The sequence below is a fragment of the Acinetobacter sp. TGL-Y2 genome (assembly GCF_001612555.1).
GTDB lineage: Bacteria > Pseudomonadota > Gammaproteobacteria > Pseudomonadales > Moraxellaceae > Acinetobacter.
In genome coordinates this window covers 135602-161973 of sequence record NZ_CP015111.1, presented here as the reverse complement: position 1 = coordinate 161973, position 26372 = coordinate 135602, and the positions used below count along the sequence as shown (strand labels likewise).

The 26372-nt window shown below is 33.6% G+C and carries 35 protein-coding genes; 32 read left to right on the top strand and 3 right to left on the bottom strand.

The window, feature by feature from the left end; all coding sequences use genetic code 11:
* The first annotated feature begins 51 nt into the window (after nucleotides 1–51).
* The 17 genes from AMD27_RS17120 (at nucleotide 52) to AMD27_RS17040 (ending at nucleotide 11829) form a co-directional block, all read left to right on the top strand.
* A complete protein-coding gene (locus AMD27_RS17120; RefSeq protein WP_067663670.1) occupies nucleotides 52–795 on the top strand; it encodes a hypothetical protein in 744 nt (247 codons plus the stop codon).
* A gap of 2 nt (nucleotides 796–797) precedes the next feature.
* A complete protein-coding gene (locus AMD27_RS17115) occupies nucleotides 798–995 on the top strand; it encodes a hypothetical protein (RefSeq protein WP_067663666.1) in 198 nt (65 codons plus the stop codon).
* Nucleotides 996–1323: 328 nt separating this feature from the next.
* On the top strand, nucleotides 1324–1866 hold the full coding sequence (locus AMD27_RS17110; protein ID WP_067663659.1) for a hypothetical protein: 543 nt from the start codon (nucleotides 1324–1326) through the stop codon (nucleotides 1864–1866).
* Nucleotides 1867–1905: 39 nt separating this feature from the next.
* Nucleotides 1906–2256, top strand: a complete 351-nt coding sequence (locus AMD27_RS17105; RefSeq protein WP_067663656.1) for a hypothetical protein — start codon at nucleotides 1906–1908, stop codon at nucleotides 2254–2256.
* Between the two features lie 95 nt (nucleotides 2257–2351).
* The gene (locus AMD27_RS17100) at nucleotides 2352–3521 is read left to right on the top strand and encodes a hypothetical protein (protein ID WP_067663653.1); all 1170 of its coding nucleotides are present in this window, start codon (nucleotides 2352–2354) and stop codon (nucleotides 3519–3521) included.
* A 30-nt stretch (nucleotides 3522–3551) separates the two neighbouring features.
* Entirely contained in the window at nucleotides 3552–4322 is a 771-nt protein-coding gene (locus AMD27_RS17095) for a DNA topoisomerase (protein ID WP_067663650.1), read from the top strand.
* Between the two features lie 14 nt (nucleotides 4323–4336).
* Nucleotides 4337–4792, top strand: a complete 456-nt coding sequence (locus tag AMD27_RS17090; RefSeq protein ID WP_067663647.1) for a hypothetical protein — start codon at nucleotides 4337–4339, stop codon at nucleotides 4790–4792.
* 32 nt (nucleotides 4793–4824) lie between these two features.
* Nucleotides 4825–5088, top strand: coding sequence for a hypothetical protein (locus AMD27_RS17085; protein ID WP_067663644.1), 264 nt, complete (start codon nucleotides 4825–4827; stop codon nucleotides 5086–5088).
* Between the two features lie 113 nt (nucleotides 5089–5201).
* Complete coding sequence (locus AMD27_RS18825) at nucleotides 5202–5375, top strand: hypothetical protein (RefSeq protein ID WP_171254882.1); 174 nt, start codon at nucleotides 5202–5204, stop codon at nucleotides 5373–5375.
* A 24-nt stretch (nucleotides 5376–5399) separates the two neighbouring features.
* Nucleotides 5400–5930: a hypothetical protein gene (locus tag AMD27_RS17080; RefSeq protein WP_067663641.1), complete on the top strand. Its 531-nt coding sequence runs from the start codon at nucleotides 5400–5402 to the stop codon at nucleotides 5928–5930.
* Nucleotides 5931–6248: 318 nt separating this feature from the next.
* On the top strand, nucleotides 6249–6596 hold the full coding sequence (locus tag AMD27_RS17075) for a hypothetical protein (protein ID WP_067663638.1): 348 nt from the start codon (nucleotides 6249–6251) through the stop codon (nucleotides 6594–6596).
* Between the two features lie 42 nt (nucleotides 6597–6638).
* Nucleotides 6639–6950: a hypothetical protein gene (locus tag AMD27_RS17070; protein ID WP_067663635.1), complete on the top strand. Its 312-nt coding sequence runs from the start codon at nucleotides 6639–6641 to the stop codon at nucleotides 6948–6950.
* A gap of 837 nt (nucleotides 6951–7787) precedes the next feature.
* On the top strand, nucleotides 7788–8183 hold the full coding sequence (locus AMD27_RS17065) for a hypothetical protein (protein WP_067663632.1): 396 nt from the start codon (nucleotides 7788–7790) through the stop codon (nucleotides 8181–8183).
* Between the two features lie 220 nt (nucleotides 8184–8403).
* Nucleotides 8404–9204 (top strand): putative quorum-sensing-regulated virulence factor, encoded by an 801-nt coding sequence (locus AMD27_RS17060; RefSeq protein ID WP_067663629.1) that lies wholly within the window; start codon nucleotides 8404–8406, stop codon nucleotides 9202–9204.
* 106 nt (nucleotides 9205–9310) lie between these two features.
* Nucleotides 9311–9859: a hypothetical protein gene (locus AMD27_RS17055; protein ID WP_067663626.1), complete on the top strand. Its 549-nt coding sequence runs from the start codon at nucleotides 9311–9313 to the stop codon at nucleotides 9857–9859.
* Nucleotides 9860–9904: 45 nt separating this feature from the next.
* On the top strand, nucleotides 9905–10222 hold the full coding sequence (locus AMD27_RS17050) for a hypothetical protein (protein WP_067663623.1): 318 nt from the start codon (nucleotides 9905–9907) through the stop codon (nucleotides 10220–10222).
* Between the two features lie 530 nt (nucleotides 10223–10752).
* Nucleotides 10753–11829: a hypothetical protein gene (locus AMD27_RS17040; RefSeq protein ID WP_067663616.1), complete on the top strand. Its 1077-nt coding sequence runs from the start codon at nucleotides 10753–10755 to the stop codon at nucleotides 11827–11829.
* Between the two features lie 68 nt (nucleotides 11830–11897).
* Here AMD27_RS17040 and AMD27_RS17035 read toward each other — a convergent pair.
* Nucleotides 11898–12973, bottom strand: a protein-coding gene (locus AMD27_RS17035; RefSeq protein ID WP_150115832.1) for an IS3 family transposase whose coding sequence is annotated in 2 segments (ribosomal slippage) — nucleotides 11898–12721 and nucleotides 12721–12973 — 1077 coding nt in all. Because the reading frame shifts where the segments join, the coding sequence is not laid out codon by codon here.
* A gap of 73 nt (nucleotides 12974–13046) precedes the next feature.
* On the opposite strand from AMD27_RS17035, the gene AMD27_RS17025 reads away from it, so the two are divergent.
* The 6 genes from AMD27_RS17025 to AMD27_RS17000 all read left to right on the top strand — a co-directional run bounded on the left by AMD27_RS17025 (nucleotide 13047) and on the right by AMD27_RS17000 (nucleotide 17436).
* A complete protein-coding gene (locus AMD27_RS17025; RefSeq protein ID WP_067663613.1) occupies nucleotides 13047–13568 on the top strand; it encodes a hypothetical protein in 522 nt (173 codons plus the stop codon).
* Between the two features lie 130 nt (nucleotides 13569–13698).
* Entirely contained in the window at nucleotides 13699–14208 is a 510-nt protein-coding gene (locus AMD27_RS17020; protein WP_067663610.1) for a hypothetical protein, read from the top strand.
* Between the two features lie 56 nt (nucleotides 14209–14264).
* Nucleotides 14265–14537 (top strand): hypothetical protein, encoded by a 273-nt coding sequence (locus tag AMD27_RS17015; RefSeq protein ID WP_067663607.1) that lies wholly within the window; start codon nucleotides 14265–14267, stop codon nucleotides 14535–14537.
* A gap of 294 nt (nucleotides 14538–14831) precedes the next feature.
* Nucleotides 14832–15503, top strand: coding sequence for a hypothetical protein (locus AMD27_RS17010; RefSeq protein WP_067663604.1), 672 nt, complete (start codon nucleotides 14832–14834; stop codon nucleotides 15501–15503).
* A 66-nt stretch (nucleotides 15504–15569) separates the two neighbouring features.
* Nucleotides 15570–15887 (top strand): hypothetical protein, encoded by a 318-nt coding sequence (locus AMD27_RS17005; protein WP_067663601.1) that lies wholly within the window; start codon nucleotides 15570–15572, stop codon nucleotides 15885–15887.
* Nucleotides 15888–16185: 298 nt separating this feature from the next.
* Nucleotides 16186–17436 (top strand): hypothetical protein, encoded by a 1251-nt coding sequence (locus AMD27_RS17000; protein ID WP_150115844.1) that lies wholly within the window; start codon nucleotides 16186–16188, stop codon nucleotides 17434–17436.
* 42 nt (nucleotides 17437–17478) lie between these two features.
* Here AMD27_RS17000 and AMD27_RS16995 read toward each other — a convergent pair whose 3' ends face one another.
* Both AMD27_RS16995 and AMD27_RS16990 read right to left on the bottom strand, forming a co-directional pair.
* On the bottom strand, nucleotides 17479–18000 hold the full coding sequence (locus AMD27_RS16995) for a hypothetical protein (RefSeq protein WP_067663595.1): 522 nt from the start codon (nucleotides 17998–18000) through the stop codon (nucleotides 17479–17481).
* Between the two features lie 423 nt (nucleotides 18001–18423).
* Nucleotides 18424–19668: a hypothetical protein gene (locus AMD27_RS16990; RefSeq protein WP_067663592.1), complete on the bottom strand. Its 1245-nt coding sequence runs from the start codon at nucleotides 19666–19668 to the stop codon at nucleotides 18424–18426.
* A gap of 298 nt (nucleotides 19669–19966) precedes the next feature.
* On the opposite strand from AMD27_RS16990, the gene AMD27_RS16985 reads away from it, so the two are divergent.
* From AMD27_RS16985 to AMD27_RS16945, 9 genes are all read left to right on the top strand, one after another.
* A complete protein-coding gene (locus tag AMD27_RS16985) occupies nucleotides 19967–20290 on the top strand; it encodes a hypothetical protein (protein ID WP_067663589.1) in 324 nt (107 codons plus the stop codon).
* A 92-nt stretch (nucleotides 20291–20382) separates the two neighbouring features.
* Nucleotides 20383–20946, top strand: a complete 564-nt coding sequence (locus tag AMD27_RS16980; protein WP_067663587.1) for a hypothetical protein — start codon at nucleotides 20383–20385, stop codon at nucleotides 20944–20946.
* Between the two features lie 283 nt (nucleotides 20947–21229).
* Nucleotides 21230–21664, top strand: coding sequence for a hypothetical protein (locus tag AMD27_RS16975; protein ID WP_067663584.1), 435 nt, complete (start codon nucleotides 21230–21232; stop codon nucleotides 21662–21664).
* A 215-nt stretch (nucleotides 21665–21879) separates the two neighbouring features.
* Nucleotides 21880–22497: a hypothetical protein gene (locus AMD27_RS16970; protein ID WP_067663582.1), complete on the top strand. Its 618-nt coding sequence runs from the start codon at nucleotides 21880–21882 to the stop codon at nucleotides 22495–22497.
* A 346-nt stretch (nucleotides 22498–22843) separates the two neighbouring features.
* Nucleotides 22844–23644, top strand: coding sequence for a hypothetical protein (locus tag AMD27_RS16965; RefSeq protein WP_067663579.1), 801 nt, complete (start codon nucleotides 22844–22846; stop codon nucleotides 23642–23644).
* Nucleotides 23645–23791: 147 nt separating this feature from the next.
* Nucleotides 23792–24103 carry a hypothetical protein gene (locus AMD27_RS16960; protein ID WP_067663577.1) on the top strand — a complete coding sequence of 104 codons (312 nt, stop codon included), beginning with the start codon at nucleotides 23792–23794 and terminating at the stop codon, nucleotides 24101–24103.
* Nucleotides 24104–24448: 345 nt separating this feature from the next.
* Nucleotides 24449–24967 (top strand): hypothetical protein, encoded by a 519-nt coding sequence (locus AMD27_RS16955; RefSeq protein ID WP_067663574.1) that lies wholly within the window; start codon nucleotides 24449–24451, stop codon nucleotides 24965–24967.
* Entirely contained in the window at nucleotides 24968–25447 is a 480-nt protein-coding gene (locus AMD27_RS16950) for a hypothetical protein (RefSeq protein ID WP_067663571.1), read from the top strand. It begins immediately after the preceding gene.
* A gap of 580 nt (nucleotides 25448–26027) precedes the next feature.
* On the top strand, nucleotides 26028–26279 hold the full coding sequence (locus AMD27_RS16945) for a hypothetical protein (RefSeq protein WP_067663568.1): 252 nt from the start codon (nucleotides 26028–26030) through the stop codon (nucleotides 26277–26279).
* Nucleotides 26280–26372: the final 93 nt, after the last annotated feature.

Below are 26372 nucleotides of genomic sequence, written 5' to 3'. Positions count from 1 at the left end.
TTAAAACCCAATTAAATTATAATATTTAACATCGGAATAGAGATTATAAAAATGAACCTTTTTTCACCTAAAAAATATGCGCGTGGCGATCTGGCTGGCATTGATTCAAATGCATATTCATTACTGGGTTATTTTGAAAGATCAGCACATAAATTCCAGTGGACAACAGATGAAATTGAACAAGTTACAAATGAAGCAAAGAAATCAAACTACGATCACTTGATTGGTACGCTTGCCAGTCATCTAACATTAGATGCAGATTTAATTGCTCAGGCAGGGCTAACTGCATTTAAAGCGTTTGATTCAGACACAGCTGCATGTAATAAAACAAAGTTTAAAGCACTTTCAAAACGCTGGTTAAATAAATCAGATGCTAAAAAACCTACTGGTACTTATCTAGGGGAAATTTGCAGAGCGTGGATTGCAATTGAAGAAGGTTGGCTAAATGGCATTTATTTTTTTCTTGGTGAAGGTTGCTGCACAGTAGGCCCAAATGCCGAATTTTTAACAACGCAAGGTTCACTAGAAATTAAAGAGCTTATGGGTAAATTCTCCATTTATTCGACAGTAAATGAAGAATTGTATGACCGCTTTTTGGCACATTTGTTGAATAAAATAATCGAAACATTACAGTCAGCAGAAAATCATAGCATTTCAACTGAGATTGAAAATTTTAATTTAGAGCATGGCTTACTAGAATGCTCAATATGTTCTGATATCTATACGATTCATCAGCCAGCATCTGCAGATCGTTCTGGGCCTTGCCATTCATGCCTATTTGATTGTGAGGATTAAATATGAGCCTAGCAGCTAAAGTAAATTTCAACTCAGAACAGCAACGTGCTTTGCGTTTGGGACTTTATTATTGTTCACCCTGCGGAGAAGCTTTCGAGCGAAAGCAACTGAGTCTTATGGAATGTGGCGATGATACTTATTTGAACTGTCCTAAATGTGAACATAATATCGATGTAGAATATTGTGATGATATAGACTAATGCACCAAGCAATTTAGTTTAATGATATAAGACGGCCTTCTGAGTCGTCTTTTTTTGATCTCCACAAATAACTATTTTGCTTTACCCCCTCCGCTTACGCTGCGCCCACATTTTGCTTGCGCAATCTGTGCCGCTTCGCGTAGAAATCAGACATAAATACTTTTAAAACTTGAAGTTTTCCGCCCGAATGGTGGGTTATTTTATGAATATTTTTTAAAAAGCACATAATGTTTAATAATGAATTACAATAACTTACTTTATATATTTGCGGTATATGATTATAATTAAAATATGGAAAATTCACGGCGCAGTCCAAGAGTAGAGTTTTATGTTAGAGCGTAAACAAATAATTCTTAAACCTGTTTTAGTTTCATACACGCAAACTGCAGGAAGCTGGAATCTTGATGTTTCAACAGTAGCAAACCATCATCATATTTTTTTGGTGCCTGAAAAATTGTTCAATCAAGATTTTATAGAATCAATTGAATTCCATAACCGCGCAATGCTGGACGTAGCTCAATGCCAGTACAGCACCCCAGAATCAAAATCTTCCTTTCTTATTGAAAATAAATCTTTTGAAGAAATTAAAGTTTGCATGTTTAAAGAACATGAAAAAAAAGAGTTATTGGATGGTGGTGAGATCAAATCTGATTTTGATTTATTCCTGACAAATCGCGCCGTGTATCAAGATTTATATATCAATGAAGATACTGGTGTTGCTGAATTCAATAGTCATTTTGAAATTTACAAAGTTAAGATGCTGAGCGAACCAGAATATAAATTAATGCTGGATATTCACACCCCAACAAATGAACTTGATTTACAACCTGTCTATGCACTGGTTGTTGAATCAGAAGAAGAATTGTTTTAAGACCCTATTCACTGCTTATCAACAACAGGAAATAAAATCATGAATGAAGCTCAATTGGAAAGAACAAATGAACATTTTAAAGCCAATCCTTTAAGTGGTTATGCTGATCAATTAATGCAACACACTGCATTAAATGAGTTCATTTGCTCGACAGGTGAAACCTTAGAAGAATGCACTAAAATTATTGAATTTTTTGAAAAAGCAGAAACAAATAATTCTGCACAATTTGAAGAAGATTTCTTGGCGATAATTGGCTTTGAATTTTGTGCTCTGGAGCGTTACGAGGATATGCCAATCGAAACGCTTGTAAATTCAGTTTTAGAATTGTATTTGGCTTTAAAAGGTACAGTTCATCGAATTATTTGTGACCGCGAGATTAGTGTTAATTAATAAATACGACATGCTATGTCGTTGAATCAATGACATAGCTTTGATTTTTGGCGGTATATGTTTATAATTGATCAATAATTTTAGGATAAAAAAGAATGCTTAAAAAAATGCCAGTGATCAGTAATTTTACTTATGGGAACTTAGAACTCAAATCGAGTCAGTATGAAGGCGTTTATTACAACGGCGTAAATTTTAAATTTGATGATGGTGAACTTGTACCATTTAGTCCAAGCGAATTTATAAACTTCGACATCGAAGGTTATAACATGACTCGACCTATTGACCTGTTAGGGAATGAATTAACCCCTGCAGACGCACTCCATAAAGTACGTTCATCAAATGATATTCTTGTGATCTATCACGGCGGTTGTCCTGATGGCGTTGCAGCTGCTTCGGTGGTTTACTCTGTGCTGGAGGATAAAGCAACTTATCTTGCTGGTTCCTATGGGAAATCAATCTTTGATGATTTTGAAAATCTTAATGGCAAAACAATTATTTTTGCAGACTTTTCTTACCCGACTGAGTTAATGACAGCAATCTTAAATCAAGCTGAATTTGTCGTGATGCTTGACCACCATAAATCTGCTTTATTGGATTTAGAACAAGTTTTGAATACTGGACACGTATACAGCCATTGCAGTATTGAATATTGTGGTGCAAGCCTTGCATGGGACTTTTTCCGTAATGGCGAGAAAACACCAAATTTTATTAATTATATTGAAGACGGTGATCTATATACGTTCCAACTGCCAAACGCACGTAATATTGTGAAAGGAATCCATGCGAGTCTTGATCAAGAAGCCACTAAAAACTGTATTTATCTATTTGATCATTATTTTGCTGAAAAATTAGAACAACTTGCATTTATCGGTGAAAAACTACTGGTTGAAGCAAATCGGCATTCAAGTTTCATTATCAAAAAAGGCCGTCAAACTGTGACCGCTTTTGGCCATACCTTCCCGCTGGTGAATGCCAATCAAGAACATGTCAATTTAATTGGTGAAACGCTTATTGCAGAGCCGACTGTGCCTTTTGTGATGATTTATAATCTGCTTAGTGACGGCGTGAAAGTTTCTATTCGTTCTCATGCTAAAAAAATGGATAGCGCTGTAATTCTTAAACAGTTCTGCCGTAGTAGTGGTGGCCATCATTCTGCTGCTGGTGGATTGGCTGATTTAGATGTGTTTTTACGTGATGTTTTAGTACATGCCAAGCCGTATGTTTTGGATGAGCATGTAGACGCTAATACATGCAGCTGTTGTTAATTCCAAATAACTTCAATGTGAGTCAAAACTATGACACCCCCTACTCAATTATTTAATTTTGATACTTTAGCTGAGAGTGCTATTAGTCTTTTTGGTGTATCCAAACAAGATGTGAAATACTCAGCTGTATCGCTATTTGAGAAAGGTTTTATCAGCTATCCCCTAACTGATCAAACTAAGGCTTTTAGTTCAGATAAAGATACGTTACATACGATTTTAAACCAATGTTGTAACGCGGATTCGATTGAATTTAGTTTGTATTCAAAAGAGGCTCTTTCTATATTTGAAGGCAATGAAAAGACGCTTTTACAGAATTCTGATGAAGCTCATTTGATAGGAGCTGTTTCAGGAATTATTGTGGTGAATATCGCAAGTCGTGCCGAACTAAATTCATTAGAATATGCTCTATATATTTTAATACTAAGCCAAATGAAATGTTGGTTGATTAACGACAGCAAGCGAATTGATTTAAACCAACTCATTCCACAAAATTTAATCTCTAATAATGAAATTTGTATGACGAACCATATTGAAAAAGTAGGCGGTCTAAACAATACATCTAAAATTTTAGATATTGCGCCAGTAGATGCCGAATTCCTAATCTATGCACACCCTGCTGGTGATCTAAAAGAGAAAATTGAATTTTCTAAGCATAGCGATGGGAAGCGTTGGCATTGGAATCAAGTTCATGGCTGGTTTAAATCCCAAATGACGCATGATCAAACTGCAAGACTGACATCAAGACATTGCGCAATTCCATTAATCGAATTGCGTCAAGAATATAAAAAAGTAAGCAAATAAATGTAGGAACTGAAATGACTGATCAAAAAGAAAAAGCTGAAAGAAAGCGCTATGTTCATGCTGGCATTCGAGTAAGAGGGACTAAGAAAAGCCTGATACTCTATTTGCTTAATGATGCTGATGAGTTAGGCACAGAAATGAGCTTTCCTGCAGATGCTCATGACAAAAACTTTTTAGGTCTGATCTTTGAAGGTGAGTTTGAGGATTCATCGGCAACGCTACCAACCAATAAGAATATGAACCTTGGACAATACAAGGATGCACGTAAAATTTTTGAATGGCTGGCTATACAGAATAAGCACCTTGCCACGGCGAAGCAGCCATCAATTAAAGCTGAAACATTAAAAGATTTAGCTGAGCGCTTGGAACCTGAACGAAAGGCATATCAATCTGCATTAAAGCGCGGTGATTATGAGACAGCTCAATCGATTAAAGATATGGTCGATCTGATATTTAGTAAAGCCACTTAAATGGGCTATTAGAAATAAGGTGTGGAATAACAATGACAGTCAAATTAGAACATCAAATCGAAAAGAAACTCTTTGAAGTTTGTGCAAAAATGGAAAGTTTAAGGCTTAATAAAAATCGTACTCGTGATGAACAGAACGAATTAATCAAAAGCACTGCTTATGCAGAAGCTTTATATTGGGTAATAGGTTGGCATAAAGACCCAAAGCGTAAAAAGTTCTTCGAGCTAGACAAACAAGTTATTGATCAACTACAACCAATAGACGATAACAGTTTATTGCTTAAAGACTATAATTAAGCATGAATATTGTTTTAAAACGAGATTCCCAACAGTCGTTTTGATTAAAAGCATTTACACATGATATTACGCATAGAATCTTATTTTATATAACCACTTTTGGAAGATTATCTATGAAAGCATTAGTGCTTGTTCCCCTGATTGGGTTTTTGATTTCTTGCTCTAATGTAGATGAATCCAAGCCAAAATTTTCGCCGTCAGATATTGCCCTACAAGCAACGGAATATCATTTTAATTCCCATATCGCTATCGTTGAAGTGGCCAAGGATAAGAATAGTAAAATCTAAAGAGATTAATTCAGTAGAAGTTAAATGAATAATACGGCTGACCATGAAGTAGATGAAATTGAGTCATACTTAAGGAACAGTGAAGTGCTTTCACTTGATCAATTCATTGATCTCAACCTGTCTGATAAACGCTTTTTAGAATACATAGAATCTTTGCCTACATTTTCCATTGTTAATCGTGATCGTTCTTACGGAGATATGCAGTTAAGAGATGGTTTTACAATTGAGAATGAGGACTTATGCGAAACTTCTATGGCAAGTTTAAGCATTACCTCTAATGATTTAATTATCTACCCAGTAGAGTCATTCAGAGTAAATGTACAGATTGTTTATTTCGTTAAAGTGATTGCCAAAGCACCAGAAGGCTATCATCAGGTTTTAAAAAATTGGGCTGGTTTCATGAAGGGATTTAGGACATCTAAAAACTACAAGAAGAAAAAGTGGATTAAAGCAGTAAGCGAATTTTGTATGGCCTTGTGGTATGACCAAGATATTCAAAATGATGTACTGGGATTAAGCCAAGATGAATTTTATGAGTACCTCAATAAACTTTAAGCATTTTTCCACATTGTCAAAGTATAACCCTAAGTAACTATCAATCCTTGTAATGTCTTTTATTTATCAAAATCGCGTGTGCGATATATCACCAGCTATTACAATCACCGCGCATGATACTCATTCTGAAAATCGCATGTGCGATATACCACGCATTGTTGGGCAGTTAAGCTTCTACTGCATTTCTTAAAATCGCGTGTGCGATATGTCACAATAGGGATTTTAACATAAGCTTATACAATATAAGTTTACATTTATTCAATATTGTTTATGTGGTATATGGTTATAATAAATTCATAATCATTATTGACTATTACAATGCAAAATTCTAATCAAGAATCTTTAACCATCATTCCGATCTATACTTTTTTAGGTGGGAAAAGTCTCAAAACTGCAGATAAAGAGAAAAAACTAATCCGCAATATCGACATTAGCCACTTTGTAGCTGAACCTGATTCATACGGCGTGTGGAATCGCGGTATTGTCCGAATTACCCACGACCTATCCCTACCCCCTGCAGAAGTGCTAGATGCTCTCTATGACTCTCTAACAGTTCAGTGCGACTGCCAGTTCCGTTGTTGTGGATGTACGCACGTACAACCAGTCATTAAAGAGATGCCTAATCATGAATTTATGATTGAAATTCGTAGCTTTCCTAATTTATAGCTCTCTAAAAAGAGAATCATCAAGACGTTTGAGGGTATTCACATGAGTACAATTTTGGCACCAGAACAAACCATAGAAGTCTACCTTGTAAATCCACATGGTTATTTCTTTGCTCAATATAAATCTATTGCAGTTGATATTGAACATTTCATTAGAAATGGAGGGTCAACTTTTGCGACCCAAAAAGAAATGTACAATTTCATTATTGAAGAATATAAGTTCTTTTTAGAAGAAATCGAAGGCTTGGAGTATATTCTGCAGTCTAAAGACGGAGTTCCACTTTTAATTGATGATCGCAATCAACAGAAAATTAAAGGCGACATTACGCAATTTCTTTTGGACTATACCGCTTAGTATGAAAAATGCCCTATATTATAGGGCATTTTTTTAAATCGCATGTGCGATGTAGCACGTTCATCACTGTCTTTTCACATTTAATAAGTTTCTAAAAATCGCGTGTGCGATATGCCACATAGTCTCTAATTACTCTGTACAAGGCAACGATCTAAAAACCGCGTGTGCGGTATGTCTTTAAACAGGACTGCCGCAGCATAAACGTCAGTGTCTCAAAATCGCGTGTGCGATATGTAAATTTAAGGGGTGTACTCGCCCAAGTATGATAATTCTAAAAACCGCATGTGCGATATGTCACAAGCCTCGCATTGCGGGGTTTAATATTATTTATCTCAAAATCGCATGTGCGATATGTCACCAACTGGAAGCCCGTTCGGAAAATATGAAGGTTCTCAAAATCGCATGTGCGATATGTCACTATAGCTATTTTAACATAAGTATATAAATTATTGAGATTTTCCAAGATAAGAAACATCAAACCAAATTATTTTTACAACGATATAACATCCTGTATTTATTAAAATTTAATTATTTGTATTTTTTTTGGTCATAAATTCTTGATTGTGAAAATCCCGCCCCGCTTACGCTATGGACCACGATGCTTGCGCCCGTGGTTCTTTGCCTTTGCTTATGCTTCGGGTGCAGCTGGCTTACGCTCACTGCGTAGCTTCGCCGTATTCAAAGAAAGAGGCTTTCCTGTGCAGTACAGTAAATAACTCTAATACCAGTATTGGAATATATGGGCCACTGGAAAAGCATTTTATATCTTTTACAATAACTCACAAAAAATTAAGCGGTATATGTTTATAATAAAAACCATCAACAATGGAGTTTATTATGTCTCAAAATGCAGTATATGCAATTAATACCACCCCAATTTTATTCTCAAAAATAAGCTGGGATTTATTCCATAAAAAATATTCAGATTACGGCTTGATGCCCTATTTTGAAGTCACTGAATTAGGTGAGTTCGTGACAGTCTGTATTCATGGAGATGATGAGTGTGACGGAAATATTATCAATCCGGATTCAGAACTAGAATTTATCGCTGATCTGGTATTCCCATTCATTGAAGATGAAACAGAATTCTTAATTCGTGTAGTTTCACATGAAGAAACTTCAATGTACTTCAATTCATATCACTACGGGAAAAATGGAATAATTAAAGATTATTCAGATTACGCTTTGACACAATCTATCGGTGAGACTGTTTCAACTCGTTTATCTAGTTAAATCCACAATTCTTTAAAATATGAAACTACCCACGGGTAGTTTTATTACTTATTATTTTCTACAGCGTTAAAAATTAATGTCTAAATCTACAACTTAATTTTTTCAATTGTTTTCTATTTAAATCAGATACTTAATACACTATTTTACATTCATTAACTGGCTATAATTGCGGTATATGTTTATAATTAATCATCAACAACAAATCTTATAGGGTTTCTCTATGAATGCAGTCACTTTGGCAAATGCCCAAAAAATACGCCATGTTTACTATATTGGCGTAGGTGGTAAAGAAGTATTTTATACTTTTCGCCGTGCTGTATTCGATACATCAGGGAATGTCTATTCATCACATATCTGTAATTTATCTACAGATGAAGAAGAAGCAATCAATAAAGCTCAGGCTTATGTCGATCTGCTTCTTGCGCGTCAAACCGATTCAAGTAATTTGATCATAGAATTTGATGATGGCAGTCCTGAGAATGAAACATCTCAAGAATTTGGGAAGGCGCTTCCACTCCATGTTTTAAACGGCTTACGAGTATTAGAAAGTGGGTATGTACCTATGGGTAAGCATCGTGGAGATAAGATCGAGGACCTACCTAATAGCTATGTCCTATGGTTTGCAGACCAGTTTAATACTATTGGTGACTTTGTGGAGCGAATTGTTGCCAAAAAATTGTCCAGCTTATGTTTAGGTATGGCTCTTACCCGTGGGCTTTTTGAAGAACGTCTTGCACAAAATGCATCGATGACTTTTTTAGGTGAAATAGGTCAACGAATTACGTTTGAAGCAATCATTACTACAGCAAAAGTCAGTAACGGCTTTTATGGTGAGAAGTTCCATTATGTGCTTCAATCAGTGGATTCTGTCGTTATGTATGATGGTACGGCTGATATCGGTAATGCTGGTGATACTGTTCAACTCAAAGCCACTATTTCTTCTATTAATGAAGATGATAAAGGTTATAAAACCACAACCATTAAACGCCCGAATGTTATCAAAAACAGAAATAAGGAATAATTGAACCCTTATCAAATGAGAAGTTATTCGATACTTCTCATAAATTATTATTGAAAGATGCTGGCTCCATAAAAGAAGTCAGTTAAAGCTCCAAGGATGCTACTGAATGAGCCATACTGAACAAATAAACGAAGAACTAACTCTAGAGATCAGAGCGCTTGAAAAGCGCCTTAAATTGATTAATACCGCGCTTAAAACGATTGCTCTATCCAAAATGGTTTTTGGATTAATTGTATTGAGCCTATTAGGATTTTTATTTTTAAAAAATCACTTTAATTGGGGCGGTCTTTCTTTAAAAACACTTGGTCTAACTTGGGTTCTTTGTTTATCTGTATTTTCAATATTATGGTGCTTACATTCAATCATTGATAAATGGGCTTTTGTTATCTCCATATCACCTCTTAAAAATCTTGAAAGTAGCAAGGCCTCTAATAGCTTATACGAATGGCGTATGAAGCAAAGTAGCCTCCATTTCTATTCTTATGGGGGTATCATGCTTATGATTTTAGCTTCGACTGTAATGCTTATATCTGGTGGATTTACGGAAAATATTAGAGTCAGCCAGTTTTCAGCATACTGCATGATTGCATCGGCTATTTTTTATCTAATCATGCAAGCACGTTTATACTTTTGTTCGCTTAGTGATTTTGACTGACAACTTAAACTTTAATCTATCAACAATGAAGTAGGAAACTTGCAAATGAGTACAGGAACCAATAGCGCTTATAGCAATATCATCAAAGCAATTAATGAAAATACAGACTTAGATAAAGATTTATTCAGTTCTTTTATAGAAGTTGTTAATGGCCAAAGCATTTTTGAATTGACCGAAACTGAATTATTCATACTAGAATTCATTAAAAATCGGGGACGTAAATATTCATTAAGCTTGGTTCTAAGCAAAGAGAATCCGAAGACTGGCGAGCTGATTGAAAAACTTTCACCAAAAGAGAAACTCTCTCCAGATTTGATTGCGTATAAACATACACCCTACCAGTATGTTGTCTGTATAAACTAAGGCAAAGGTGCAATGACAATATTTTTAAAAACATTTATGTTTATGGCAATTTTCATTATTGCAACTATTGGAATAGTGAGTATCTGTAAGCTTGGCCATAAATATTTCCCGTCCAAACAACAATCTTTTTTGGTTTTTGGTATCAGTGGCATTTTTTCTCTGATCGTCATCGCAGGATATGTTTTTTTAAATTTGCAAAATTTATAACAAGGTTTGATAAAAGCTACTTTTTAAAAGCCTCAAGGGGCTTTTTTTATTCTCAATAAATTCTGAACTACTGGCGGCTCCGCTTGCGCTGCGACCCACTGCTTGCGCCGTGGCTCTAAAAATAGCTGGCGCTTTGCCCAATAATGCTTACGCATTAGGCCTTGTTCTCAAAAAAGTTGGTGAAATTCTATCGTTTATGGATTAACGCCGTATGCTGCGGTTAAATAAGGAAATATCTTAAATTAAAAGCTAAATAAATTACATATTATTACTGCAATATAGGCGGTATATGGTTATACTAAGAGAATAATAGGAGCCTTCCCATGATCAGTATTAAAGAAGAATTTTCAATAAATCTAGGAAATATTGATCTTAGCAAAATGCTTATGGCAAAGAATTGGGATGACCTAAAAATAAAACACCCTGAATTTTCTGAAATTGAAGAACAGATTAAGCATTGGCTTGAAAAAAATGCTCCACTTTTCTACGGTTTAACAGTGGAAGCATCTGGCCGAAAAAACCGATTAAACCCACTTTTGAATGCAATTAAATGCAAAATTCTTTTTGAACAGCTTAATTATGTTGGATTGAAGAACTCAGAATTGCAACGCCTCAAAATGTATATGTTTAACTTGGTCAATGACCTACAGCCATTTGTTGAAAAAAAATATAAAGATAAAAAATTGAATGAAGCTGTTTTGAATAGCGTTGAATTTAATTCTCAAGATTTAAATTATGTAGAATATTCTGTTTGGAAGTTATTTAGATACCACGGAATTGATAAAAAGATTTTAAGCTGGGTTACTGAGATTGCCCTCCCCTTACAACCTGATAATAAGTATTTAAACGATATGCTCATTATTAATCAAGAAATACAATTCCTGATTAATGCTATCTCTGATGGGATTGAAGAACTTGATTTTAGCCCTAAAGATCAAAGTGATTATCACCGTTGCGCCTGTTGTTTCAGATTCATTAGACTTAAACCTAATGATAGGGATTGTATTGCATATCATGGATATAAGATGCATCAGTATGGAGTTGATATTGTAAATGACTCTTGCAGCGGGGCAAAATTTCCACCATTAGAAAAAAGCTCAGAAGGCACAATTTCTCAGTTGCAGATAGAAAGAAATGCCAAAAGAAATTATGAAAAAGTGTTACTAGAATTAAATGCACAATATCAAGATATTGAAAATCAAATTAAGGGATTAACTCCCGACTGTATAGCAATGACTGAAAAACTAGAAACAAAGAAAATGATTTCTAAAAAAATTAATCAGTCAGAAAGTGCTATTGGTCAAAGCAATAACTATGCAGAAGTCGCATTCAAGATGTTGAAAAAGTATCATCCAAATGAAGTAAAATCAGCACAAAATTTATTCCTATTGGAATCATAAAATCATTAACTAAAAGGATAGTGTGTAATGGTAATCCTCCCATAAATAACCGAAGTTAAAAGTAGAGGTTAAGCAGCCATCAAAGGTGGTCTTCCTTTATTAGCTTGGTGTGGTCTTTCATGATTGTAATGCCACAACCAATCAGTTGCATAATCCTGAACCTCTTCTAACGTATCAAACAAATGCTTGCTCAGCCAACTATAACGTATAGTTCGATTATATCGTTCAATATACGCATTCTGCTGTGGCTTACCCGGTTGAATGTATTCAATACGAATACCATGCTCAGTCGCCCAGCGCACAAATTCGTGACTAATAAACTCGGGTCCATTGTCACACCGAATAACTAATGGCTTTTCTCTCCATTCCAATAACTGATTAAGAGTTCGAATTACTCGAGTTGTAGGTAATGAGAATCCTGCTTCAATGGTTAGTCCTTCACGACGATAATCATCAATTACATTGAACAATCGAAACTTTCGGCCATCAGAAAGTTGATCATGCATAAAATCCAGTGACCAAACCTGATTTTCTTTGATAGGTTCTTTCAGTGGTTCTGGTGCATGCCGTTTTAATCTTCTTCTCGGTTTAATACGTAGATTCAGTGCTAACTCACAGTAAATGCGGTAAACCCGCTTGTGATTCCAGCAGTAATTCTCAACATGTCGTAAATATGAGAAGCACAGACCAAATCCCCAATCGGAATTTTCCTCAGTGAGTTTAATGAGCTGTTCAGCAATTAATGCATTTTCATCGCTAAGTTTAGCCTGATAACGGTAGCAGGTTTCACTAATGCCAAATGCAGAGCAAGCTAAACGAATACTAACCTTATGCTGGGCAACGGCTTGTTGAGCCATCTGACGTCGGCAAGATGGCTTCACCACTTTTTTGACATTGCTTCCTGAATAATCTCTGCCTTTAATCGTTCTTCAGCATACATTTTTTTCAGTCTGGTATTTTCTGCTTCCAACTCTCTGAGTCGAACCATTAATGACGTATCCATACCGCCATATTTGGCACGCCATTTATAGAATGTAGCATTGCTCATACCATGTTCACGGCAAAGAGTAGCTACAGGTGTACCAGATTCCGCCTGTTTCAAAATAGACATGATCTGACTGTCAGTAAATTTAGATGTTTTCATGCAGAATCTCCTGCTTGTATCTTAAGAGAAAATTCTACTTTTAGATCCTTTTATTTTTAGGGGCGATTACCTAATGAATTACCAAACGGCAAGTAATACAACTTTGGAGGAGATGAATCATGGACTGTTTCTAAAAGAGCATCCAGAATTAGTAGAACTCTTAAATATTAAAAATATCTATACTGTAGCTGATTTAGCTCAAAGTAAGAATAAAATTCGCAGTATGACTAAGGAACAAAAAGTTCAAATTACTGATGCACTCTATGAGTCCGGTTGTTGCTACATTACAAAAAATGAAACCTTTGACTTCACACATACGAATGAACCTTCGGATTATTCAAATTTTGAAGATTGGCATGAGAATAGAAGAAACGAGCTACGACATTTTGCTAATTTATTAATGCTTGGATTAGGCGTTAGAGATGTAGAGAATTGCGATAATGTGATAGATAATATTGTTGATTTATCTGATTATGGCCATCACAAGCTAAGCTACATGCGTACCAATAAGGAAACATTAGCTATTGGCAATTGGCTTGAATTCGCACACTGGGAAAAAATTGATAAAGCTTTGGAAAAAGAAGATGAGTCTTAAAGCCCAATAAATTAGAGCACCATCAGCAAATTTATAAACTTCAATAAAATTATTAAAATCAGTTACATAAGTTAACTTGTTGCATTAGCGGTATATGGTTATAATGAATTCTCAGCAACGGAGAACTCAAATGTCATCATATATCGTTTCAGCTAAAAGTCTTTCAATTATCATTGCCACTACAACCAGACCAAGTGCAGCAGAAACTGTCCTTGGTAAATTTTTTGCAGAAGCTCGAAATCTTGCAGGATTCAGTGATGGCTTAATAGACGATGATCTCGTATTTAGTGCGGCTGTATCTGAGAAGTTCTATGCAACAGATCGGACTCATAATTATAAATTACTTACCCAAATTCTCGGTTCAACTATTGTTAATCATGTAAATGATTCATATCCAAACCAAACTCAAACTAATGTAAATGATTACATCAAACAAGTTTGCGAATTGAAAACTTTAGCGGATGCCTCTGCAGATAGCATTAAATATATTGAAGTATTAAAACACTTAAATAATTTCAGCTATCAAATCAACGATATGCCAGATTATGATAAAAGTTTGGCTAAACTTTTCGTTTCGATTGCCAAAGAATTACTGGTCTATGCAGATAGTGAGTACCAGTCCATTTCAATTTTTAAGTAAGTAAATGAAGTCTTATCCGCGAAATTATAATTAATCATTATGTTGGAGTTTTCTCTATGATTCATCAGACTATCGAACAAGATACTGAATTACTATTTTCACGCTTTTTGGATGATGTTGATGCAGAATGGCACAATGCTTCCTTAGAACAAAAAGAATACCAAATTCACGAATTTCTGAACATTGAGTGCAGTGTAGGAGTTTTTACAGATCAAGTTGGAACAACGCATATTAAAGTTCACCATGATGCTCATGAACTCATTATTAATACTGCAGATGATTTAAGCAGTATTGATGAACAATTAGATAAGTTTTTATTATCACTTTAAGTTTTCGCTTTTTAAACTCATGTCTTTATGGCATGAATTTCGCTCCGCTTGCGCTACAGGGCGATGCTTACGCCCGCCCTATTAAAACCTTCGCATAAGCTCCGGACCCAATATGCTTACGCATACTGGCTTGGTTATCAGAAATGTCGTTTTTCTACAAAAAAGAATAAATTCAAAATCCACCACCATTAAAAATATTAATTTAAAAGCAAACATAAACATTAAATTACAATAACTTACTACAATAATTTGCGGTATATGGTTATAATGAGTTATCAGCAACGGAGAACTCAAATGGATTACACACCAGTTAGCTTTAGATCAGAAAAACATGTATTTGAATTATTTCAAGACCTCCATGCAACAAGTCCAAGACAACGTGATTGGAATGAAGGAACAATCAGTCTAATTTATACGGTTGGCCACAAATATAGCATCGGGGATGATGAGAATTTAGTAAAAGATATACTGTATATTGTTGCTAAAAAACTTGGGATTTCTACCAATGAACGTAGCACACGCCAATTAATCGAAGCAATTATTGCCAGCAAGAATAAGCTGAAAGACAAATATATCTTTATTAAACCATTATATGTTTATGACCATAGCGGCGTGACGTATAGCACCACCCCTTTTAGCTGCAGATGGGATAGTGGGCAATGTGGCTGGATTTTTACTGTAGCAGAAGAATTCAAGCGTGTAGGCTTGAAATGGAGCCATGACGTTGCCAACGAAAACCTTAAGTCTGAATTAAAAGAGTACGATAACTATCAACAAGGTAATTGTTGGGGTTTTAGCATAAACGAAGTCTCTAATTGTGGTTCATGCGATACAGAACATACCGAAAGCATTGAATGCGTAAGTGGTTTTATCGGTGATTATGATGATGTAACGAAGCAGATCGTTACCGATTATTTATCTGGTTATCCTGATTTAGTAGCTGTATATGAAAAACAAAGCTCTTAATACAAAAAATGGCCTTAATAAAGTTTAGGGCCATAAATCAAACTTATTCAGCGAAAGAGATTAAAAATGAAAAGCTCAAATGATAATCGTGAAAGCATCGTGTGCCTTGTTGTAGATGGACATGTTCATTTTTGTTGTCATAACCTGTTATCAGGTATTAATTCAAATTTACGTTTTCCACTAATTAAAAGTGGTGAACATGGAAATGAATTAGACTTTGAAGAAGTTGAACGGATTCTTGAAATTAACAGAGTAGCAAGTAATATTGTTGATATAACTTTTTTAAGACAAAACGCCCAGTGTCGAGAATATGAAATTCGATATAACAAGCATGAACTGAATAACTTTGGTGAGTATGTAATTCGCCAATTATGTAGAAATTAAATTTTAGAATATTTAGGCCTGTCATAGGCTTAATTTCCGCTTCGCTTACGCTGCGAGGTCTAAGCTTACGCCCGCCCTACTTATCCCTCCGCCTATGCTTCTGGCATAGTATGCTCACGCTTCCTATGTAGCTACGCTGTAATCAAATAAGAGGATTTTATTTGTTTTTCTTGAGATTATCCTTACCTCTAATTTTAGACTAACGCATTGTAAAAGCACAAAATTTAATTACAAATAATAACTCAACGTAAAGCGGTATATGGTTATAATTATTATAATTATAAATAGGTCAAAGATTATGTCTAGAGAAGCACTGGTGGTTTATGAGGACGATGAGGTAGTTTATAAAAATTCATCTGAAAAAAGGATTCAAGGCCCACAACAAACCCGATTGAAAAATATATTCAATGAAGAAGTTTCATTGGTTGATTTTGAAAAAATCAACATGGAGTATTCATTACTTAACAATGAGAAAATGGTTGGAATAAAAATAATTGAAGATATAAACAATATTCCATTCCCAACAATTAACTTAGAAAAAAAAATTAGTGAATTAAATAGTAAAATTAAAAAGGATTTAGAAGCATTTGAATATTCGAACAATTTCAATTGCAATAATATACTTCTCACTAAAGAAGAAAGAGCATCAATTAATTTTTTAAATTCTGCTTTATCATGGTCAAAACTAACCGAGCCTGCAGAATTTAAATTGATTTATGATGAGATCAATAGTCTAAAAATCAGTACAAATGATTCTAATGAAGTACTTATTAGTAAACTTCATAGCCTCTCTTTGTTTATTGAAAATGAAAAAAATAAGTTAGAACCAGATAATGACCTCATTTCATTTTTAGAGCAATTTGTCATTTATCAAGAGCTTCAAAAGAAATCTTATACACAAATTTGTCTTGCTGCTGATACTGCTTTGAATAATTCGCTAAAATATTTAACATATACCATGCCTGCAAATGACCTTTCTTTTGAAGTAAAACGAAAAAGTGTCAATATCGCAAAAGTCATGAGTGTATTTGAAACAAAATTAATTAAGAAAATATCTAAAAGTCATTTTTATATTAAGTTATTTATGATTCTAAGCTTTTACTTAGGTTCTATTTCTATAATAAATATTCATATTTATGAGTTTATCAATAAATACTATGCATTTGTTCAGGAAGTTTTCAAAAATTCTTTTGTACTGATATTTATCTGCATCTTCGTGTTTGCATTTTTATTTATGTTTATTTTCGAAGGGATAGAAAATTTAGTAAAGTATTTAAATATTAATGAACGCCTCCCCCCTTCAACAATATTCTTTTCTTTTATAAATTTTATTGTAATTTCTGTGTTGGCTATTAATGGTATCTATCTAATCCTATTACCAATTTTGGATTTTAATCAACCCATTATTTTCAACTTAAAATATGGATACTTTCTTTTAGGATTTTCATTATTACTCTATGTACTTAAGTGTATATTCATGCATAAAATTTATAGTAGGTTTGTAGACTGGAAATCAGTCTATGATACCTACATAGAGGCAAAAAAATAATTTAATAATAGAAAAGGCTTGATTAACAAGCCTTTTTAATAATTATAGATATAAATATTTGTTTTTATATATGTAGTATGAAACACAAAACTGTATAGATAACCCAACAGTTAAACAAAAATAATATACATATTTTACAGCTAATACTTCGATGTTAATATCCATAAGAAAACTAAGAACAAGAAATAAAACCATAAGAATTATTCTAAAATTTCTAAAAGATATTAGATTAAAAAGATTTTTATTAATCTGTGAGTTTATATAAAAATATGAAACACCTCTTGGATGTGCCTTTGCTTGATCATGGCATGATGTGAAAAAGCTAAACATTTTGTACATAAGCACTAAAAAAGCAAGGAGTGTTATAAATGCAAGCACAGTAATTAGAGTGTTCATTTGATTGCTAAATATTTCATTACCAACACTCAACGTCCATACGAGAATACCAAGACCAATATTCTGCAATTGCATACCAAAATCATCAATGGATTTTAAGAGGTTACATTTGGGAACTTTTAAAGTGACTTGATTATAGCTTTCATTTTCGAATGTTTTTTCTTGCATAATCATCTTTAACTTTTAATTAGATTAACCATATTATAGTACATCAAAGATGAGATTTAGTTGTAAATCATAATCTAAAATTAAATAAGTACAATAATTCATAGTTATTTTTGCGGTATATGGTTATACTAAATATTATACTTAAATAACGTTGAGAGTTTCTATGAACACTTGGTATTTAGTTCTAATCGTATATAGTGGTGGGATTGATCACATCCCACAAGCAAGTTTAGAACAGTGTCAGAAAAATGCACTTATATTCAAAAATGCTGTTTCCCGTACAGCTTGTATAAATGGTGTCAAATAACCACCGCACATGCGGTTTTTCGAGCATGTTTATAACGACCGTCACCAGTTATATTATGTCATCGCACACGCGGTTTAAAAAAAGCCCAATTTATTTGGGCTTTTTATTGGATATAATCAAAAATATAAATTGTGATTCTTCGCTATACAACCATTAAGATGCTTATTCAAAACTCTAAAATACTCATCGATATACTGCTGTTCAGCCTCCTCAAAGTTAACTCTAGTATCCTTAAATTCCTGTTTAAGTCTTTGACTCAGCTCAGGCAACAAACGTAATTCAGCAACAAGATTATCAAACTTTTCGAGTGCCTCATTTATCAAAGCAGTGTTATGAGGATTAATCGTTCTAATTGCTTCTTTCAAGTCTAAATTATCAACAAGTATACTAGGCTCTTGATTGAATTCTCGGTCACACAAAATTAGTTGTCGTATGAAGTAATTCCGATATAAATAGTACTGACTAAGGCCTTTGCCTTCTAATTGTTTACGCGATTTAAAATTAATGACTGCAGGGTGATAAATCTTAAGAACCTCATGGAACATTTCAAGGAGTCCTTGAAATTGAGTATGGAGCTTATTAGATTTAACAATGTCTCTGTAGAAACACTTATTGATTGTCAGCATTATTTTTGATTGCTTTAGATCACTAACTTCTAACATTCCACTTTTAGCTTGGCAGAACATTGAACTGTTAAAGATGTCACATAACCAGCGTAAGTAAGACTGGGTAAGATGCACATCTGAAATGTCATGATTATAAAAAAGGCTAAGAGGGATATCTAAAATTCCAGTATCATCGCCTTCCGATTGATCATAGAAATCAATTTTTTGAATATTTTCGACAATCAAATTAAATAACATTTCGACTACCGGCTCATGATCTTTGGAAACTTGATCATTATAAAAAGATGGCCCGTAGTGAATTGAAATACCATCTAGATAGTTCATTTTTGGTGGTTGAATATATTTTAAAACAGGAAAAAGTCTTAAGAATTCAGCAAGCTCTTGGCCACGATATAGTTTGCTGTAAAACTGATCTTCGAAAACAGTGGATTCAATGACGTCCATGATTTGTAAACGATCTAAATTATTCTTTCTTAAGGTTTCTTTAAGTGCATTTGTGAATTTAAGTTGGTCAAATTCATAGGACTGATCAGCTGCTTGAATTGCACCATTATGTGTGTTGAAACCGTATGCTTTTGCATATATTTCTTGGCACTGGGCTAATGTTGGCGCTTTAATTGGAGGTCTTTCTTGCAGAATTTCGTTTTTTGTATTAAGCATCCAGAATGCAATATTCAAGCGATGAGCTTGTTTTTTAATTGAAATTGCTAATGCGCTTTGTATGGTATCAGACATGAGTATTCCCTAATTTTTTCAGCGGTGTGAATTTAAACAATGCTGAAAAATAGAAAATATCAAATTATTCAACAACAGAAAAAACGCAGCTTTGACTTTCACACAAGTCCGGACTACTACCCGTTCCCTCAATATGTCAGATAATGCTTAAAATTCAAGAAGAATTTTCTGATTTTTTAAAAATATCTTCTAATTATAGTTATCATCTAAAATATAAAGAAATAAATTACATGTATTTACTTTATATATATGCGGTATATGGTTATAATAGAATACAAGAGAACAGGATAAATATTTTATGACTAATCTTCACGTTGTATTCCATCATTTCGATATGGGTTCGTTAAATGTTTTAGTTAATGGCAAAGATGAGATGACAACACTGCTCCAGAATGCGTTCTGCTTAGCAGCAGGCGTTGAACTTTCAGATGAACGCTATGAACAGGCTGTAAATAAAGTTTGTTTATTAGGGACCACTGAGGAACTCAAGAAACACACGTTAAATTATGATGCCCGTGCTTATCGCAGAGTAATCAAAATCGATGAGATTTTTGAAATTAGTGAAGATCAATATAAAAGTTTAGAAAAACAGAATCTAAATAAAGATGATTGGATGTTCTAAGTTAAAAGTTGAAGCAATAACAAATACCAAACTTATTAATGTTTGGTATTTGTGCAAGAAATTATAGTAGAACCTAATACAGAGAATATTAAATGAGTTCATCAAAACCAAAAAAGCCAAAAAAGTACATCCCTGCTTTTAAAAAGCCTGTTGTGCTATCTCTCGAATTTTTCATAGATTATGATAAGGACGTAATAGCAAAATTGGTGGAAGCGAATAATCTTGGCGATGACTTTACGGCTTTCGGTGCTTTCAATCACAAGAACGATGATCTACTGACTCAGTGCTTACTTAAGAACCTTATTGATCGTAATCATAAGTGGTATATCCGGATTGTCCATGATGTTGTTGCAGCAGGCTCAAATGAAGTGCTTGAAATCGAAAATACCTTTAATCTACCCAAAATGAGCTTCAATGAATTGCGTGAAGGTTCAAAAATTACGATAGATCGTGTACATGGACTTAAGAGCCGCTGGGGTGGTCTTTATAAAGAAACTGCAGACCTCTTTAAAGAAAAAAAATACGAAAAATATCAAAGATTAAGTTCTACAGGTTATGTTGAATGTCGCACTGCCTTCCCAAATGAAGCATGTTACCAAGAATACTTACGCGTAAAAGCTGGTATAGAAATGGCTTTAAATAATAAAAACCCATAAAACTTTTTCTAAATTGCAAAATCAACAAATTAAAAAGAATCTGATAAGGATTCTTTTTTTTGCCACTTCGCTTGCGCTACAGGGCAATGCTTACGCCTGCCCTTTTAAACCTTTGTATTAAGGAAAGGAGCTTTTATTTATAAATTTACCAGACTGATTCTCTTGAAACCTAGAAAAGTTTTAAGGGAGATGTAAAAGCAACTATACAATATATTACATGCACTTACTTTTATATTTTGCGGTATATGGTTATAATATAAGTATCAGCAATGGAGATTATGATATGGGCGAATGGGTAGACGTTGAATTAAATGTTGAGGTAAAAAACCTTGAACGAGTTTTAAGTATTTTTAAAGATAATTCAATTGAAGTTGTAGGTTTTGAAAAACCAGATGAACTTTATAATGATGGTTCAGACACCGCTACTATCGAAATGGGCACACGAAATTACGGTGAATTTGATGAAGAAGCAGATTTATTATTAAAAAATAATATTCAGTACACCTATTGGAATTCTGGTATTTCAGGCGTTGTAACTGCTGAAACGAGTCACATGCGCATTTTAAATGGGGAACCAGTTCATATAAATTATTCTACTGAATTTGATGGCCTTCTATTTTCAGATATTCAGCACCTTATGATGAACGCAAAAAATTTAGAAGAACTCATTGATCTAGTTCAAATTGAAGAAAAAAAACGTGAATGCCCTGACTGGTGATCTTAACAATAAATAACTTAAAAAATAGAGTCTAAATGGCTCTATTTTTTATACATATCATTTCTGAAAAAATTGACGATGAAAATGTGCCTGCTGCTGGAGTTATTATCAATAGCTCGATTAAGATGAAACAAGTGCAAAAGTAGTCTTGAATAAACCTCTCAATACATTGAAAATTAGAGCATAAAATAATTTGGGGTTACAGGCAGAATACAATGCAAATAATCACGCTCATAACAATATTAGGGATTGTCATTTTAGTGATTTATCTCAAACTTAGCGCCAAAAACCGTCAATGGCATTTGGATGAAAAAGGCGTGATGAAACATGAACGGATTGAGTACACAACATTCAATAAAATTGATGAAAAAGACTTTCAATGGATACCTGACGTTATAAAAAAATACTTCCCCGAAGGTCATGTCACTGTGCGGAAATATGGCAGTGAGGCGAAAAACATTCTGATCGTGAACAGCTCGATTTATTATCACCAATACTTAATCCGTGAAGAAGGCACAGATGACATGATGTTGCATGGGTGGGATGCCATTATGGGCAGTGTATTGTATGTAGAGAAGCGCAATGACGATAGCTACTGCATGTATCTGTTCAGACCGTGCGAAATTAACTTGCAAAATCATAATTTGTTTTTTAAAGGTAGGTTTGTGGAAGGTACGATTGCTGACTTGAAGCAAGGCTTTGATGCATGGCAGGCAGCACAAAAGGATTTTGTGAAAATACATCAGGATAAGGTAGATATACTCAAAAATAATATCATCGCTAAACAAAAAAAGTATGACACTGAGGTTTATAAGCATCCTGAATTTAATTAATTAATCTGCAAATTAAAGTCAAAGAAAATCTTAGCTTATGTGTCAGAGAATTTTAGAAAATCTTAACTTATGTGACAAAAGCAAGCTGAGATTGAATGTCAAAAAAACTAAAAAATATTGATTTAATTAAGAAAATTAATCTCATATTATCTGTCATTTACAAAGGCCACTTTAAAGTGGCTTTTTTTATACTTATAAATTCATTTTTGAAATTTTTTATTGAAAAGCAGAATCAATAATATCTTTATAACGTCAATTTATGTCGCCCACATCTTTTATTTATTGCGGTATATGGTTATAATAATATTATCAGCAACGGTGGCTTAATATAGGCTAGGTATACAGAATGAAAAATTTAAAAGATTTATTGTTAGAACAATCAAATTTAAAACTTATTTCCCCTCCTGCAACTAAAGCATTGGAAGATATTATTCAAGTAGTGAATAAATTTGATCTTCATATTAAGACCATTCCATTAATTAAAGGATATGCTTTTGTTCGACCGTTCTATTATAAAGAAAATGGGTCAACTAATGAATTCCCCTTTTTCTGTTTAGTGGATACTCAACAATATTCATTCCATCTATTTCATAATAATGAAAACAAAACCATTGATAGCAATAACAATGTGATTAATCATTTTGATGTAGTAACGAATAAATCTTATCTTCTCGACCGTTTTGAAGTATTCACCAAGACTTTGAATCAAAATAATGCAAATGCAAACGACTCTATAAATTTTTATGGTGGTGAATTTGATGTGGTTGAAGGTAGAGATGCCAGTTTTTTGCAAGATTATGAAACAACAAATACTTTGAGCAGCGCAATTGATTGGGCTGAGTTTCATATTCAAGAAATACCAAAACGATTAACAGGACATATCTCAGCACATATATGGCCATTTAGACGGGGAAATAACGAATTCCTTTCTTTTACCTTATCTGATGGAATTGCAGAAGACGACTATTCAATCACGTTCCACTGCAAAGATGAACACAACAACGAGCAGACGGAATATGACGTAATGGTTCCCGATATGAGTGAAGCACTTCACATGGCTGGACTGGTGACTACAGCATTAAATGTGAATTTAACATTGGGCCAATATAAATCAGAATTTAATTCTAGTCTTTCCCGACTGATCTAATATTGACTATTCAGAAGCTCATTTAAATGGGCTTTTTTTTGGATAATCCTTTCTAACCACATATTTAATAACATTATATTACAATAACTAACTAGATGTAAATGCGGTATATGATTATAATAAATACATCAACAAGAGGATAATCAAATGTCTGCTATCAACTCAGAAATCGCAAAGACAATTTTAGCCCAAATGGGCGGTATGGCACGTTTAAGTGGTTTCATTGGTGCTAAAAATTTCTGTGTTGTTGAAAAAGGCGTAACTTTTCGTTGGAGTGGTAAAAGTAAAAATAAAACGAATTTTTTAAAAGTAACCTTAAACGGTTCTGATCTATACGATGTTGAGTTTTGTCGCTTATATGCTATGAAATTCACAGTTATTGAAACTTTTGAAAATCTATTCTTTGATCAACTTATTAAAACTTTTGAAGAACAAACTGGACTATATTTAACACTGTAGTCATCAGTGCCTGAATGTAAAAATTCACTCAGGCTCTTTTCGTTAAATCAACACTTACTTGGACACTCTAATAAGGTTGTGGTCCTTCGCTTACGCTATTCTGGCCGGAGCTTGCGCCCGACCAACTAACCTTCGCATAAGCTTCGGATACAGCTTGCTTGCGCTCACTGTTTGGCTTCGCCTGCTGTCAGAAAGAAAGGTTTCTTTTTTTATTTAGATTATCTGTGTGCTATAGCGGTTTCCAATCCTAATATTTTCTTAAAAGCAGTGCCGGAATTTTAGAAATCTTGTCTCTATGTTAGGTTCAAAGGTAAACTACTTTAACTTTGTGGTTTGAAAATAAATATGAATTTTATTGAATTAATCAGTGCCTATTCCTCTAGCTTTTGGATTGGCTTCTCTTGTGGATTGGTTATTTACCTAATCCAAAGAATTCTTGAAAGTTCCACCATTTTAAAAAATAGTTTTTTTAATAAGTTTTCTCGCTTGTACATATCAGTAAGGTTTTTTTTCCTGCTCAAAAGAGCGAATAAATATGACTATAAGATAATCAAATATTACTTAAATGCTAACAATGATATGTTCGACTCCCTTAAAAATCATCCAAGCTCTGAACTAGCAAATGCGCTTCAAAAGCGTGATCATAGTGAAGGCGATTTGCGGAACTTACAAAAAAGTTTAGTAGCAAATGTTGTTCTAAATGCACCCATACTAATATCCCAAAAAGATCATAAATATATTTTTGGATATTTTACGGTATGTGATTTTAGTTTGAAGAAACTTACACCTTCGATTTACAGAGCAAAACTAATTGAAACAGATGAAAATTTAAATCCTATAAATGATTCAAAAGAGGATAAATAATTGGAATTTTTAGTTATTATCTTTCTAGGACTATTTAAAGTTATCTCATTTATATTGGGGTTGGTTGTAGGGTATCTTGCTATTTTTCTTCCACTAACTAACAGGCGTATCAAAAAAATTAATCGTAAAGATGCTGTTATGGTTAGAAATTTTAAAGATGTTCTAGAGAGTAAAGAATTTGATCTTGCTGCAGAAGCAGAAATGATAAAACTATATATTTCTCACACTCATCCGTTAAAACATTATAAAGATGGAAAAAGCAAAAAAATTATTCCAGAACTAGATCAACAACTAAATTTTTACAGCGGGATTGGTAACGCCATAGACACTCCATTAGAGCTAGGGTTACACAATGTATTTTTCCTCAAGAAAGGCGAAAGTATTTTAGAAACAATTGTCTTTAAATACGAACCAGATGCACCAAATGCTGATAGTGTAAAAATATATAGATTGCAACTCGAAAAAATAGACAGTGTTTAATCTGATCTTTTATTAAAAACCGTATTAAATTTAATGCGGTTTTTTATTGTGAATGGCCAACTAAGAATGTACATGAGACTTACCCATAAACCCATATAAATAAAATTAAAAAATTGATATTTAACGGCGCATAAATCACAATAAATACAACATATTACAAGTAAAGGTATCTTCATTACATCTTACTTTCCTACCAAACATAAAAGACTTTTCAGCACTGTCTTCATTAAATTCTTTACATGAGCTATGGCTTGGTCAAGATTTGCACTCATCTTGCTTCTTTAGCACTGTAGGCAGTCTTAAAGTAGATTTCCTTCACATGAATCATTGTAAAATGGATAAAATACACTACATACCAATGGTTAATAGCTTGCTTGCCGACAATAAAGAAATTAAATATATTATTTTGCCTGCAGCGATGAAAAAGTTCGAAAAGGACTTAACAGATGTACGCATTAGATATTGCGGCTCCACAGAATAATGCTTTTCAAGAAATATTTGTAGAATGATGTGATCAACACCTAAATTTTATTCTGTGATTATTTTTTGCTTCCCATAAAACTAATATTTGAGTTGAAATATGTACGTTAATTTAAATAAACGCTTTAAAAAACCTTTGTCATCGGAAGACGCACGGCATCTTTTGAAAATTCGACCTAGAGGTACAGAAATTTTTTTTAATGGTAATTTTTTTATATTTAATTCTAAAAAAACCAGTTATTTGGCTTGGTCAGCAACCTTGCAAAAGTGGATTATCTGGTTGCATGAGAAGCCTAATTTAGATGAAAGCATTGGAATTAGTGAACTCTTTGATATTGCTAGTCGAGCTTAAAAGGTCTCTAACTCCTACTCTTATTTATAAATGTCTACTTAAGATAATTTATAGATATTTTAAAAAATCAAATTTTAGTTAATTAGCAGATCG